General features: G+C 70.1%; 14 protein-coding genes and 1 riboswitch. Of the genes, 4 read left to right on the plus strand and 10 right to left on the minus strand.

Annotated elements, in window-relative coordinates; translation table 11 throughout:
• Positions 1-43 precede the first annotated feature (43 nt).
• Positions 44-490 (plus strand): pyridoxamine 5'-phosphate oxidase, encoded by a 447-nt coding sequence (locus ACFWIW_RS25815; protein WP_378370811.1) that lies wholly within the window; start codon positions 44-46, stop codon positions 488-490.
• A 50-nt stretch (positions 491-540) separates the two neighbouring features.
• Here the strand turns inward: ACFWIW_RS25815 and lepA are convergent, their stop codons facing one another.
• Positions 541-2382, minus strand: coding sequence for a translation elongation factor 4 (gene lepA / locus ACFWIW_RS25820; protein ID WP_378370812.1), 1842 nt, complete (start codon positions 2380-2382; stop codon positions 541-543).
• Positions 2383-2495: 113 nt separating this feature from the next.
• Here lepA and ACFWIW_RS25825 point away from each other — a divergent pair, with 113 nt between their 5' ends.
• Complete coding sequence (locus ACFWIW_RS25825; RefSeq protein ID WP_378370813.1) at positions 2496-3083, plus strand: class I SAM-dependent methyltransferase; 588 nt, start codon at positions 2496-2498, stop codon at positions 3081-3083.
• On the opposite strand, the gene ACFWIW_RS25830 is transcribed toward ACFWIW_RS25825, so the two are convergent.
• The gene (locus ACFWIW_RS25830; RefSeq protein ID WP_378370814.1) at positions 3080-3454 is read right to left on the minus strand and encodes a VOC family protein; all 375 of its coding nucleotides are present in this window, start codon (positions 3452-3454) and stop codon (positions 3080-3082) included. The two genes, ACFWIW_RS25825 and ACFWIW_RS25830, sit on opposite strands and share 4 nt — an antisense overlap.
• Positions 3455-3477: 23 nt before the next feature.
• Complete coding sequence (locus ACFWIW_RS25835; RefSeq protein WP_378370815.1) at positions 3478-4383, minus strand: EamA family transporter; 906 nt, start codon at positions 4381-4383, stop codon at positions 3478-3480.
• A gap of 332 nt (positions 4384-4715) precedes the next feature.
• Between ACFWIW_RS25835 and rpsT the strand changes: the two genes are divergently transcribed.
• Positions 4716-4976 carry a 30S ribosomal protein S20 gene (gene rpsT / locus ACFWIW_RS25840; RefSeq protein WP_007034798.1) on the plus strand — a complete coding sequence of 87 codons (261 nt, stop codon included), beginning with the start codon at positions 4716-4718 and terminating at the stop codon, positions 4974-4976.
• A gap of 51 nt (positions 4977-5027) precedes the next feature.
• On the opposite strand, the gene holA is transcribed toward rpsT, so the two are convergent.
• The gene (gene holA / locus ACFWIW_RS25845) at positions 5028-6011 is read right to left on the minus strand and encodes a DNA polymerase III subunit delta (RefSeq protein WP_016332404.1); all 984 of its coding nucleotides are present in this window, start codon (positions 6009-6011) and stop codon (positions 5028-5030) included.
• 135 nt (positions 6012-6146) lie between these two features.
• Positions 6147-6279: riboswitch (SAM riboswitch) on the plus strand.
• 13 nt (positions 6280-6292) lie between these two features.
• On the opposite strand from holA, the gene thrC reads away from it, so the two are divergent.
• Positions 6293-7558, plus strand: coding sequence for a threonine synthase (gene thrC, locus ACFWIW_RS25850; protein WP_005158594.1), 1266 nt, complete (start codon positions 6293-6295; stop codon positions 7556-7558).
• A 33-nt stretch (positions 7559-7591) separates the two neighbouring features.
• Here thrC and ACFWIW_RS25855 read toward each other — a convergent pair whose 3' ends face one another.
• The 6 genes from ACFWIW_RS25855 to rsfS form a co-directional block, all read right to left on the minus strand.
• The gene (locus ACFWIW_RS25855) at positions 7592-9997 is read right to left on the minus strand and encodes a ComEC/Rec2 family competence protein (RefSeq protein WP_378370816.1); all 2406 of its coding nucleotides are present in this window, start codon (positions 9995-9997) and stop codon (positions 7592-7594) included.
• A complete protein-coding gene (locus tag ACFWIW_RS25860) occupies positions 9994-10716 on the minus strand; it encodes a helix-hairpin-helix domain-containing protein (protein ID WP_378370817.1) in 723 nt (240 codons plus the stop codon). The genes ACFWIW_RS25855 and ACFWIW_RS25860 overlap by 4 nt, the downstream gene beginning before the upstream one ends.
• 145 nt (positions 10717-10861) lie before the next feature.
• Positions 10862-11707 (minus strand): DegV family protein, encoded by an 846-nt coding sequence (locus ACFWIW_RS25865; protein WP_378370818.1) that lies wholly within the window; start codon positions 11705-11707, stop codon positions 10862-10864.
• A gap of 10 nt (positions 11708-11717) precedes the next feature.
• The gene (gene octT, locus ACFWIW_RS25870; protein WP_378370819.1) at positions 11718-12443 is read right to left on the minus strand and encodes a diglucosylglycerate octanoyltransferase; all 726 of its coding nucleotides are present in this window, start codon (positions 12441-12443) and stop codon (positions 11718-11720) included.
• A gap of 3 nt (positions 12444-12446) precedes the next feature.
• Positions 12447-13061 (minus strand): histidine phosphatase family protein, encoded by a 615-nt coding sequence (locus ACFWIW_RS25875; RefSeq protein ID WP_378370820.1) that lies wholly within the window; start codon positions 13059-13061, stop codon positions 12447-12449.
• The gene (rsfS, locus tag ACFWIW_RS25880) at positions 13058-13462 is read right to left on the minus strand and encodes a ribosome silencing factor (protein WP_240594572.1); all 405 of its coding nucleotides are present in this window, start codon (positions 13460-13462) and stop codon (positions 13058-13060) included. The genes ACFWIW_RS25875 and rsfS overlap by 4 nt, the downstream gene beginning before the upstream one ends.
• Positions 13463-13470: the final 8 nt, after the last annotated feature.

The following is a 13470-nucleotide window of genomic DNA, read 5'->3' on the forward strand; positions in this document are numbered from 1 at the left end:
CCGCTCGGCCCTTCACCGGGCCGAGCGGGGCTACGGTGGTCCCATGGCCGCAGACCTCGAACTCGTCCGCACTCTTTCCTTGCGCGAAAACGGTCTCGCGACCGTTTCGACGGTCCGAGCGGACGGCACCGTCCACTCCTCGGTGGTCAACGCCGGGGTCTTCGAAGACCCGGTCACCAAGGTGCCGGGAGTCACGTTCGTGGCGATGGGCGGGGTGAAGAAACTCGACCTGTTCCGCCGGGCGGGCCACGGCACGATCACCTTCCGGCGCGGCTGGGAGTGGGCCGCGGTCCAGGGAAGCACCCACCTCATCGGACCGGACGACCCGGACCCGGACTTCGACCCCGCCGGTCTGCCCCGGCTGCTGCGCGAGGTCTTCATGGCGGCGACGGGGACCCACGACGACTGGGACGAGTACGACCGTGTGATGGCCGCCGAACGCCGAGTCGCCGTCTTCGTCACCGCGAACCGGGTCTCCGGGAACCGCTGACACGAAAAGGCCGCCCGGACGGTGATCCGGGCGGCCTTCGCGAGTATCGGTTACTTCTTCTTGCTACCGGCGTCCTCAGTGGACAGAGCGGCGACGAAGGCCTCCTGCGGGACCTCGACCCGGCCGACGGTCTTCATCCGCTTCTTGCCTTCCTTCTGCTTTTCCAACAGCTTGCGCTTACGCGAGATGTCACCGCCGTAACACTTCGCGAGCACGTCCTTGCGGATCGCGCGGATGGTCTCGCGGGCGATGATCCGCGACCCGACCGCCGCCTGGATCGGCACCTCGAACTGCTGCCGCGGGATCAGCTCGCGCAGCCGCGTCGCCATCCGGTTCCCGTAGCCGTAGGCGGCGTCCTTGTGCACGATCGCCGAGAAGGCGTCGACGGTCTCCCCCTGCAGCAGGATGTCGACCTTGACCAGATCGGCGATCTGGTCTCCGCCCTCTTCGTAGTCGAGCGACGCGTAACCGCGCGTACGCGACTTCAGCGTGTCGAAGAAGTCGAAGATGATCTCCGCGAGCGGGATGTTGTAACGCAGCTCGACGCGGTCTTCGGAGAGGTAGTCCATCCCCAGCAGCGTGCCGCGCTTGGCCTGGCACAGTTCCATGATCGTGCCGACGAATTCCGACGGTGCCAGGATGCTCACCTTGGAAACCGGCTCGTGGACCTCGGAGATCTTCATCCCGGACGGCCAGTCCGACGGGTTCGTCACCACGACCTCGCTCTTGTCCTCGAGCACGACGTTGTAGATGACGTTCGGGGCGGTGGAGATCAGGTCGAGGCCGAATTCGCGCTCGAGCCGGTCACGCGTGATCTCCAGGTGCAGAAGGCCGAGGAAGCCGCAGCGGAACCCGAACCCGAGGGCCACGGAGGTTTCCGGCTCGTAGGCGAGCGCGGCGTCGTTGAGCTGGAGCTTGTCCAGTGCCTCACGCAGTTCGGGGTAGTCCGAACCGTCCACCGGGTACAGGCCGGAGTAGACCATCGGCTTCGGCTCGCGGTACCCCGCGAGCGGCTCCGACGCACCCTTGCGCTCGGAGGTGACGGTGTCACCCACCTTCGACTGGCGGACGTCCTTCACCCCGGTGATGAGGTAGCCCACCTCGCCGACCCCGAGCCCCTTGCTGGCCTTGGGCTCCGGAGAGATGATCCCGACCTCGAGGAGTTCGTGTGTGGCGCCGGTGGACATCATCTTGATCCGCTCGCGCGGCGTGATCTTCCCGTCGACGACCCTGATGTAGGTCACGACGCCCCGGTAGGTGTCGTAGACCGAGTCGAAGATCATCGCCCGGGCGGGCGCGTCCGCGTCGCCGACCGGCGGCGGGACCTGCTTCACGCACTCGTCGAGCAGTTCGGTCACGCCCATGCCGGTCTTCGCCGACACGCGGAGCACGTCGGAGGGCTCGCAGCCGATGATGTGCGCCAGTTCGGCCGCGTACTTGTCCGGGTCGGCCGACGGCAGGTCGATCTTGTTCAGCACCGGGATGATGTGCAGGTTCTTCTCGAGCGCGAGGTAGAGGTTCGCCAGCGTCTGCGCCTCGATCCCCTGCGCGGCGTCGACCAGCAGGATCGCCCCTTCACAGGCCTCCAAGGCCCGGGAGACCTCGTAGGTGAAGTCCACGTGGCCGGGGGTGTCGATCAGGTGCAGGACGTGGTCCTGGCCGTCGACCTTCCACGGCAGGCGCACGTTCTGCGCCTTGATGGTGATCCCGCGTTCCCGTTCGATGTCCATGCGGTCGAGGTACTGAGCGCGCATGGCCCGCTCCTCGACCACGCCGGTGAGCTGCAGCATCCGATCGGCCAGGGTCGACTTGCCGTGGTCGATATGCGCGATGATGCAGAAGTTCCGGATGAGCTCCGGGGGCGTGAAGGTCGTGTCGGCGAACGTCGTCAACGGGTTTCCTCGCGAAGGTCGGGGTGTGCCACCTCTATGGTCCCATGCCGCTCCGGGTGCGAGTGGGGGTCATCCCCGATGCGGCCCGTGATGAGCTGTGGTGCCCTCGAAGTATGAGTACTTCACTGTCCCAGATGCTCGACCGGACGTTCGGCCATCCACGGGGGCTGCTCGGCCGGTTCGGTGGACGGGCGATGGCACACGGCAACGCGGCCACCGAGCTTCGCGTCGTCGAACTGGCCTCGATCGAGTCCGGCGAAACCGCCCTGGTCGTGGGCCCCGGACCCGGAGTCGGCCTGCAGGCCACCGCCGAACGTGCGGGCCGGGCGATCGGTGTCGACCCCTCCGAGGAGATGCTTGCCCGCTCTCGCCGCCGCTGCGGCGACAAGGTGGAGCTACGGCAGGGCACCGCGGACTCCACGGGTGAGCCCGACGACAGCGTCGACGTGGTCCTGAGCGTCAACAACGTGCAGCTGTGGGACGACCGGGCGGCCGGATTCGCCGAGCTGTTCCGGGTCCTGCGCCCCGGCGGCAGGCTGCTGCTTTCGTCGCACGAGAAGTGGTTGCCGGTGTCCCGGCACGAGCTGGCCGACGAGGCGGCCGCCGCCGGCTTCGTCGACTTGCAGACCTGGACCTGGGACCCGCCCGGCTTCGGCGCCTCCCTCGCCGCTCAGCTGCGCGCGATCAAGCCCCTCGTCTAGCGCGGGTCAGTACGCAGCGGGTGCTCACGCGGCACTTCGACCAGCACGATCCTGGTGCCGTCCGGGTCGGCGATCCACGCTTCGTCCAGACCCCAGGGTTCACGTCGCGCCCCGCGGACAGGCTCCAAACCCTTCTCCGCGAGTTCCTCGAGCGCCGCGGGCAGGTCCCGGACCTGGAGCCACAAGGCGACGTCAGGGGTCGGGCCGGCCGTCCCGGTACCGACGATCTCGATCGACCCGTTCCCGGCGAAGAACACCGTCCCGCCGGGGAACTCCTTGTCGATGGCCAGGCCCAGGGTGTCCCGATAGAACGCCGTCGACACGTCGAGGTCCTTCGGGTGGATCAATACCCTGCTGCTCAGCACGTCCATGGCTCAATCCCTACCGGATGGGTTCAGGCCATCGCAATCGCGGCGATACCCGCCAGCACCACCACGGACCCGGCCAGCCGCCGGACGGCGTTCGCCTCCCCCAGGACCAGCCAAGCGGCGATGCCGCCCAGGACGATGCTCAGCTCCCTCGCGGGCGCGACGAGGCTCACCGGGGCGACCTGGAGGGCATAGAGCACCAGCAGGTAGGCGACCGGCGAGAGCACACCGACGATGACGACCTCACGCTTGTGCTCGCGCCAAAGCCACGAGACCTCCTCGCGGTCCTTCAGCGCGTATGGCGCCATGAGCAGGCACTGCACGATCGCGCCGGTTCCGAAGTACACGATCGGCGGGACACCGAGACCGGTGACCGAATGTGCGTCCCACAGTGTGTAGGCGGCGATCGTGAGGCCGGTCAGCAGGCCGTAGAGCAGACCTTTGCGTCGAGTGGCACGCTCGACAGCGCCGACGTGGGCCGGTGCTCGCCCGGTACCGATCACCAGCACCCCGGCGACCACGAGGAAAGCGCCCACCAGGCCGAGGATCCCCGGCCTCTCGCCGAGCAACACGACAGCGGCGAGCACCGAGATCAGCGGCCCGGTACCGCGGGCGACGGGATAGACGACGGACAGATCTCCGACGGCGTATCCCCGCTGGAGGACGATGCCGTACGTGACATGGAACACCGCGGTGACCACGGCGGCGAACAGCCAGGTCCACTGTGGACGTTGTGGTTCCACGGCCAGTGAGACCGCCATGACGGGGACGAGCAGGATCGCGGAAAGGCTGTAGTAAGCCCAGACGAACCGGGCTCCGCCCCGGCGGATCCGCTTGGCGGCGAGGTTCCAGCCCGCGTGGATGACGGCGGCGATGATGACGAAGGACAGAGCGGTGGCGTTCACAGCGGACCTTTCACGTTTTCCGCGCATGCGGAAAACCCGGTCCTCCAGGCTTTTGTCCCGTCAGATGAACGGCGATGCTTCCGGCTCCGCCGATGGTGCCGCTCGGACCGGTCCCGTCTGCCCTGATTGTGTGTTTTCGCTGAACGGGCAGGCGGCGGAACCCTAGGCACTACGATCTTCACCGTACCGCAAGCACCCCGCCCGAGGCTGCCGCGAGCCGCGCCGGGACGGCTGTTAAGCTTGTCTTTCACCGTCGTGTGGCATTCCGTCATGGAGGAAACCCGCGCCGCTCCACGAGCACGCAGGGCCGGTCACAGCGCGGCGGTGAAACCACCGAGAGATTCAAGAGGAGCGCCCCCGTGGCCAACATCAAGTCGCAGATCAAGCGCATCACCACCAACGAGAAGGCGCGTCAGCGCAACCAGGCGATCCGGTCCTCGGTGAAGACCGCGATCCGCAAGTTCCGTGAGGCCGCCGACGCCGGCGACAAGGCCAAGGCCCTGGAGCTGCAGAAGGACGCGGCCAAGAAGCTGGACAAGGCCGTGACCAAGGGCGTTCTCCACGCCAACCAGGCCGCCAACAAGAAGTCCGCGCTCGCGAAGCGCGCGAACTCTCTCTGATCGGCTTTCGAAGGGCCCCGGCGACTCGGTCGCCGGGGCCCTTCGCCGTTCTCAGCGGCTTGTGCCGTGGGCGTCGACGACCTCCAGGACGGCACGCTCCAGCGCGTACTCCGGATTGGCCGCGACCCCCTTGACCTCGGCGTTCAGCCGGGCGACCACCCGCATCGCGGTGGCCAGACCGTCCTGCCCCCAGCCGCGGGCCTGCCCCTGGGCCTTGCGCACCTTCCACGGCGGCATCCCCAGCTCGCCCGCCATCTGATTCGGGTTCCCGCGACCGGCGCCGGAAACCCGCGCGATCGTGCGGACGGCGTCGGCGAGGGCGTCCGCGACCAGGACGTGCGGTACGCCCAGCTGCATCGCCCAGCGCAGCGACTCCAGCGCCGCCGCCTTGTCACCGGCCACGGCCTTCTCCGCGACGGCGAAACCGTTCACGTCCGCGCGGCCGCGGTGGTAGCGCCGGACCGCCTGCTCGTCGACCGCCCCGCCGGCGTCCGCGACGAGCTGGGTCGCAGCCGACGACAGCTCGCGCAGATCCGAGCCGACGGCGTCGATCAACGCGAGCACGGCCGCGCCGTCGATCTTCCCGCCGACCCGGCGGACCTCGTTGCGGACAAAGGATTCCCGCTCGGCGGCCTTGGTCAATTTCGGGCACTCGACGACCTCCGCACCGGCCTTCTTCAAGGCGGCGGGGAGCCCCTTCGCGGCCTTGCTCCGGCCGCCTCCGCTGTGCACGACGACGAGCACGATGCCATCGGCGGGCGCCTTGACGTAGGCCATCACCCCGTCGGCGAGCTCCTGCGAGATGTCGTGCGCGGACTCGAGGACGATCACCCTTCCCTCGGCGAACAGCGAGGGGCTGACCATTTCCGCGAGCGCCGGGACTGTGAGGTCCGACACCCGGATCCGGGTGAGATCCGCCGTCGGATCGGCCGCTTTGGCCGCGTCCGAAGCACTGCGGACCGCACGTTCGATCAGCAGCTCTTCCTCACCGAGAACCAGGACCAGCGGCGATGGGGCGGAAGCTTGCGTCGTCACGGTGACGATCCTGCCACTCCTCCTCTCGTGTGCTTTGCCCGGTGATGTGTTCCGGGCACGGTGGCCCCACCTGAGGCTCATGTCGTACGGTGTTGGCGAGGCGACGCGACCACTCGCGTGCCGACAATCGAATACCGCTCATCCAGAGGGGCAGAGGGAACGGCCCGATGAAGCCCCGGCAACCGGCGTCAGCCTGTCATCCCGCGATCGCGGGATAGCTGACGAACACGGTGCCAATTCCGGCCCGCCACGGCGGGGCAGATGAGGAAAGGAACCTCGCGATGACCGCAACCCTCGGCACGACCTCCACCACCAAGACCCCGGATCTCGGACCGGCCGTCGAACTGGTGTCGAAGGAAGAGGGACACCGGCAGCCGCTCGCCCCCGAATTCGTTTCCGCCGAGGACTTCTCGCCGCTGGAGGTCGCCTACGACTTCGGCCGTGTGCGCCGCGAGGACATCGAAGCCGGGCCGAAGAACATCTGGCGCTACAAGAAGCTCCTTCCCGTTCCGTCGAACGTCGAAGAAATCCCCAACACCGAACCCGGCGCCACCCGCCTCATCCAAGCCGACAGGCTCGCGAAAGCCTTGGGCGTCAAGAAGGTCTGGGTCAAGGACGACACCGGGAACCCCACCCACTCGTTCAAGGACCGCGTGGTCGCCGTCGCACTGGCCGCCGCACGCGAGTTCGGGTTCGACGTACTGGCCTGTCCGTCGACCGGCAACCTGGCCAACGCCGTCGCCGCCGCGGCGGCCCGCGCCGGCTGGCGGTCGGTCGTGCTGATCCCGAAGACCCTCGAGCGTGCCAAGATCCTCACCACCGCCGTGTACGACGGCGACCTGATCGCGGTCGACGGCAACTACGACGACGTGAACCGGCTCGCCACCCAGCTCGCCGCCGAGCAGGAGAGCTGGGCGTTCGTCAACGTGAACGTCCGGCCCTACTACTCGGAAGGCTCCAAGACGCTGGCCTTCGAGGTCGCCGAACAGCTCGGCTGGCGGCTTCCCTCCCAGATCGTGGTGCCGATCGCCTCCGGTTCCCAGCTCACCAAGGTGGACAAGGGTTTCCGTGAGTTCGGCCAGCTTGGCCTCGTCGACGAGACGCCGTACAAGGTGTTCGGCGCGCAGGCCACCGGCTGCTCCCCCGTCTCGGCGGCCTTCCGCGCCGGTCACGACGTCGTCCAGCCGGTCAAGCCGGACACGATCGCCCGGTCGCTGGCGATCGGGAACCCGGCCGACGGCCCCTACGTCCTCGACGTGGTCAACCGCACCGGCGGTGCGATCGAAGACGTCACCGACGAAGAGGTCGTCGAGGGCATCCGGCTGCTCGCCCGTACCGAGGGCATCTTCACCGAGACCGCGGGCGGGGTCACCGTCGCGACGGCCAAGAAGCTCATCGAGACCGGCAAGCTCAACCCGGACGAGGAGATCGTCCTGCTGATCACCGGTGACGGCCTCAAGACCCTTGACGCCGTCGAGGACAAGATCGGCCCGAAGGCCACCGTCAGCGCCTCGGCCGACGCGGTCCGCGAGGCTCTGGGTATCTAAGAGCTCGGGCATCTGAGTTCTCCGCGGCCCGCCTCAGGAACGAGGCGGGCCGCGGGGCTCACCCCGGCGTACCAGGGCGAGGCCTCGCGCGTCGGCGACCACCGCGGTGTCGCCGTCCGTGTCCGTCCTGGCGACCGACGCTCCGACGGCCACCAGATTGTCCAAAGTGGACTTGTTCGGATGGCCGTAGGTGTTTCCGGCACCGACGGTCACCAACGCCGCCCGCGGCGCGACGGCGTTGAGGAAATCCGGTGCCGTGTAACGACTTCCGTGGTGCGGGACCTTCAGGATCTCGGCGCGCAGATCGGCGCCCTCGGCCATCAGGTCGGCCTGTGCGGCGAGCTCTATGTCGCCTGTCAGCAATAGCCGGCCGGCCGGGGTGCCGGCGCGCAGGACGACCGAACCGTTGTTGATCACCGTGCCGTCCTGTTCCCGGACCGAGCGCCGGGTGACATAGCGCGGTCCCAGTACGTCGAGTGACAACGCCCGCCACTCCAGCCTTTGTCCGATCTCCAGCTCCAGCAAGGGAATCCCGCGGCGCGCCGTCTCGTCCGCGACCTGCTGCCAAGCCCAGGCCGGAGCCCGGCCCGGGCCGACGGCGACCGCTCCGACCGACCGGCCCTCGAAGACGGATCCGAGACCGCCGATGTGGTCGGCGTGCAGATGGCTCAGCACGATCAGCGGCACGCGATCCACGCCGAGCCTGCTCAGGCATTCGTCCACCGGTCCCGGTTCCGGACCGGTGTCGACCAGGACCGCCCTCCCCTGCTCACCCGTGGCGAGGACGACGGCATCGCCCTGTCCGACGTCACAGGCGACCGCATTCCACGCCGCTGGCGGCCATGCCGGTGCCAGCACCCGCACCGGTACGAAGACGATCAGCCCGGTGGCCAACGCGATCGCCAGCAGGATCCTGGCGTGCCGCAACCGGATGACGACGAGCAGCACGGCGAGCAGCCCTGCCGCCAAAAGCCCGCCCCACCAGCCACCCGGCCAGTCCACGACCGCTCCCGGCGCCCGGGCGCCGTGGCGGGCGACGGTGATGAGCCAGCTCGCCTCGGGTTCGGTCAGGCGGACCAGCAGCCTGCCCGCCGACGGCCACCAAGGCCCGACGGCGGTGGCGAGCACGCCGAACACGGTGGCAGGCGCGACCACCGGCGCGGCGAGCACGTTGGTCAGCACCGAGACGAGACTGACCGATCCCGCCATGCCCGCGATGACCGGGGCGGTCATCACGAACGCGGCCAGCGGGATGGCCAGCCCCTCGGCGTAGCCGGCCGGAACACCGCGTCCGACCAGCCACTCCGCCCACCTCGGTGCCAACAGTACGAGCCCGGCCGTGGCGAGTACCGAAAGCGCGAACCCGAAGTCGGCGGCCATCGCGGGATCGGCCACCACCAGTCCGGCCACCGCGAACGCCAGCGCGGGCAGCGCCGACCCCCGGCGCCCGAGTGCGAGCGCCAGCAGCCCGACCGCCCCCATCACCCCGGCGCGGAGCACGCTGGGCGCGGGCCCGGCGAGGACCACGAACCCGGCCAGCCCCACGGCGGCCGCGGTGGCGGAAGCCCGCGGCCCGACCCGGAGCACTCGCAGCAGGAGAAGGATCGAGCCGCAGACGATCGCCACGTTCCCACCGCTCACGGCCATCAGGTGGGACATGCCGGAGTCCGTGAACTCGTGCTCCACCCTCGGGGAGAGGGTGCTCGTGTCCCCCACGACCAGTCCGGGCACGAGACCGGCCTCCTCCTCCGGGAGGACGGTGCACAGCCCCCGGAGCCCGGTGCGCAGCGATTCCGCGGCTCGCTGCCACCAGGGCGCCGGTCCGACGGCCGACGGCGGGCCTCGCACCGAGAGGACCGCGACCGTCAGCTCGGCCCCCTTCGCCGGTGCGAGCCGCCCGGAGGCGGTGACCTGCTGCCCGGGCAGCAGGTCCGTCCACCCCTCGGCGGGAGCGAGCAGGAGGATCCGGCCGGCCGAATCCACCGCCCGCTCACCCGTCACGGCGGCGTCCACCGTCGCGGCGACGACCACCAGGCGGGTGCCTGCCCGGCGATCGGCGTATCCGGCGCCGCGGACCGGACGTGGCCGCTCGGTGACCACCACCCTCGTGGTGGCGTCGCTCCCCCGTGCGGCGGCGGCACGGAGGTCGTCGTGCTCGGCGGCCCGGATCCGCAGCGCCACCGGGCCGGCGGTGAGCACGCCGAGGACCGCCAGGGCACCCATGCCCGCCACCCACCGGGACGCCGTCCGGCGGGCACGGACACCGGCGGCGATCGCGAGCACCACGGCGGCCGCACCGCAGAGCATCGTGATCCACCAGCCGGCGAGAAGCCCGGAAAGAGTGCCGAGCCAGGCCGTCGCCGCGGCCGGTAACAGCCGCAGGTCCTGACCTCGCCACGACGCGGTGTCCACTTCGGACGGATCGGCGGACGGGTTCATCCGACGGACACCAATTCCCGGAGCTTGCGGTACTTGCTTTCGCCGATCCCTTCTACGTCACGGAGTTGCTCGACGGTGGTGAACCCGCCGTGCCCGGACCGCCAGTCGACGATGCGTTTCGCCATCACCTCGCCGACTCCGGGCAGCGTGTCGAGTTGCTCGGCCGTGGCCGTGTTCAGGTCGAGCTTTCCCGCCGGTGCCGCCGTTCCGGCCGCGGCCGGGACGGGGACGCCGACGGCCACCTGCTCACCGTCGGTGAGCCGCCGGGCCAGATTCACTCCGGTCAGATCCGTTCCGGGCTGTGCCCCACCGGCCGCCGTGAGGGCATCGGCGACCCGTGCGCCCGGAGGGATCGTGACCAGGCCGGGTCTGAGCACCCGGCCGACGACGCTGACCACCAGAGGCGCCTTCCCCGCCGCGGCGGGGACGTCTCCGGCGGCCTTCGCCGACGGCAGGGGCGGCACGGTCTCCGCCCCTGGCCGGTGTCCGAACAAGGCGATCGCTCCGGCCACGATCACGGCCACCGCGATCAGCACGGCCACCACGGCGAACCACCGCCGGTTCACCGGAATCCCGTCCGCCGTGAACCGGGCGGGCACCCAGCGGCGTACGAGCCTGCCCGCGGGCGGGCCCTGGGTGGGCGGCGACAGCTGCGCGGCCAGCCACGCCAGCCTGGCGTTGACGGAGGGACCCGGTGACCGGGCGGTTTGGTCGAACACGTGAACGACGCTACGGAGCCGGGGCGGCGGGCGGCAGTGGTGAATGCCGAGGCTGTGGACAAGTGGGGTGTTGTGGACAACTCGGCCGCGACCGGGACCGGATCACCGTTTCCGTCGGGGCCGTATGGAACGCTGGCGGGTTTCCCTAACCCGCTCGCTGGATGACGACACCGAGCACACCGGGTCCGGTGTGGGCCCCGATGACAGCGCCGATCTCCGAGACCACGCACCCTTCCGGGCAGTCGATCGATTCCTCGAGCCGGTTGGCCAGCTCGACGGCGCGCTCGGGCGAAGCCAGGTGGTGGACGGCGATGTCGGCGAGCCCGCCATCGGCCGCTTTCACGGCGAGTTCGACCAGCCGAGCCACCGCGCGATTCATCGTCCGCACCTTCTCCAGCGGCTGGATCCGGCCATCGGACATGTGGAGTACCGGTTTCACCGCGAGCGCCGTACCGAGCAGGGCGGCCGCCGGGCCGATCCGTCCGCCGCGGCGCAGGTATTCGAGGGTCTCGACGGCGAACAGGGTCTCCGAGCGGCTCACCGCGTCGACCGCGGCGGCCTCCACCTCGGCCGGTTCGGCTCCGGCCGCGGCGGCGCCCGCCGCGCGCAGGGCGGCGAATCCGAGCCCCATCGCTGTGCTGCGCGAATCGACCACGCGCACCTTGTCCGGTCCGACCTCCTGGGCCGCGAGCACCGCCGCCTCCCAGGTCCCCGACAGCTCCCGGGACAGATGGACCGACACGACGGCGTCCGCGCCCTCGGCGAGCGCCGCGCGGAACTCCTTGACGAACTCGGCGGGCGTCGGCCGGGAAGTCGTCACGAGGCTGCGTTTCCCGAGTGCCTCGGCCAGGGCCGCGGGCCCCATCTCGACACCGTCGAGGAATACGACGCCGTCCACGAGGACATGCAACGGGACCACCCGGATCCCGTTCCGTTCGGCGAAGCCTTCCGGCAGGTGGGCGGTGGAATCCGTGACTACGGCGACCGACACGGCAGCCAGCCTACGTTGCCGCGGGGCGGAGCACCGGGGCCATCAGGCGGGCCATTTCCGCGCCGACGGCGGCATGTCCTTCCCACCCCCAGTGCATCCCGTCCGGATTGCCCCGTCCGCTCAGCACGTGGTCGCCGACGACGGCTCCGAGATCCAGCAGCGGGACGTCCGCACGACGGCCCCACGCGGCGATGGCGGCGGCGGCACCGGCGCGAGCGGTGTGCACGCGGCCGTAGGCGTCGGACCGGTGGACGGACGGCAGGATGCCGAAGATCGGCAGGTCCGGGCGCAGCACCCTCAGGGCACCGACAGCGGTGTCGAGGTACTGGACCGTGAGCTTGGACGGCAAGACCACCGGCCGTCCTCGGAGAGCGACCGCGAGCCGCGGCTGGGCGGCGAGGTACGCCTTGCGCGCCGCTCGCCGCAGCGGGTCGGGCCGCAGGTACCGCAGGCCGATACGCAGGTAGGTGGGCAGCGGCGAGGGCAGCGTGTCCATGCTCCCGACGGCCAGCACGACGGCGTCGACGTGATGCAGATCCGCCCAGACACGCGGGTCGCCGATCAACGACCACCAGGCGTCACGGGCGTTCCAGCCGAACCCGGCGACAAGATCCGCTTCGCCACCCAGCGCTTCGGCGGCGATGTTGGGCCACAGACGCGCGTCGTCGGCGGCGTGCGGACCATCCGGGCCGTGGAAGCTGAGGGAATCGCCGAACACCAGCAGGCGCGGGGCCATGGGTCAGCCGGTGATTCCCGCGTTGTACGCGGCCAAGCGCCAGTTGCCGTCGCGCCTGGTCAGCTCGACCCAGTGACAGTTCGCGATCCCGCCGAGCGACGGCCAGGAGGCGACCGGCAGGCCCAGCAGTTTCGCGGTCAGCGCGATGATCAGACCGCCGTGCGTGGCCAGCAGCACGGCGTCGCCGGCGTCGGAATTGGGCTGGTCGAGGTCCGCGACGACCTCCATCGCGCGTTCGGCGACGTCGACCCGCGATTCGCCGCCGGGCGGTGCCCAGGTCGCGTCGACCCGCCAGCGGGCGCGTTCGCCGGGATACGCCTCGTCGACCTGCTGGCCGGTGAAGCCCTGCCATTCACCCAGATGGGTTTCCCGCAGACGCTTGTCGATGCGCAGCGGGACGCCGATGGCCTCGGTGAGCACCGTGGCCGTGTCGGTCGCGCGGCGCAGATCCGAGGCGATCACCAGATCCGGCGAGAACCGGGCGAGCGCGGGCACGGCGAACCTGGCCTGGTTCCAGCCGATCTGTGTCAGCGCGGAGTCCAGATGCCCTTGCATCCGGCCCGCCGCGTTGTAATCGGTCTCACCGTGGCGCCAGAGCACCAGCCGCCGCGGGCTCACGAGGCGCCTTGCGCGTCGGCGGAGTCCTCCTCGGCGGGTGTCTCCAGACCGGCGACCTCGATCCGCGGGCAGTCCTTCCAGAGCCGCTCGAGACCGTAGAAGGAGCGTTCCTCCTGGTGCTGGACGTGGATGACGACGTCGACGTAGTCCAGCAGGACCCACCGGCCCTCGCGGGCGCCTTCACGGCGGACGGGCTTGTGCCCGCCGAGCCGCAGCTGCTCCTCGACGTTGTCGACGATGGCGCCGACCTGGCGCTCGTTGGGCGCGGACGCGATGACGAAGGCGTCGGTGATGACCAGCTGGTCGGACACGTCCAGCACGACCACGTCGCTCGCCTTCTTGTCCGCCGCCGCATGGGCGGCCGCTACGGCCAGCTCTCGTGCCTCGGACGTGGCTGTCACAGTTCTCC

The sequence above is a fragment of the Amycolatopsis sp. NPDC058340 genome (genome assembly GCF_042723975.1).
GTDB lineage: Bacteria > Actinomycetota > Actinomycetes > Mycobacteriales > Pseudonocardiaceae > Amycolatopsis.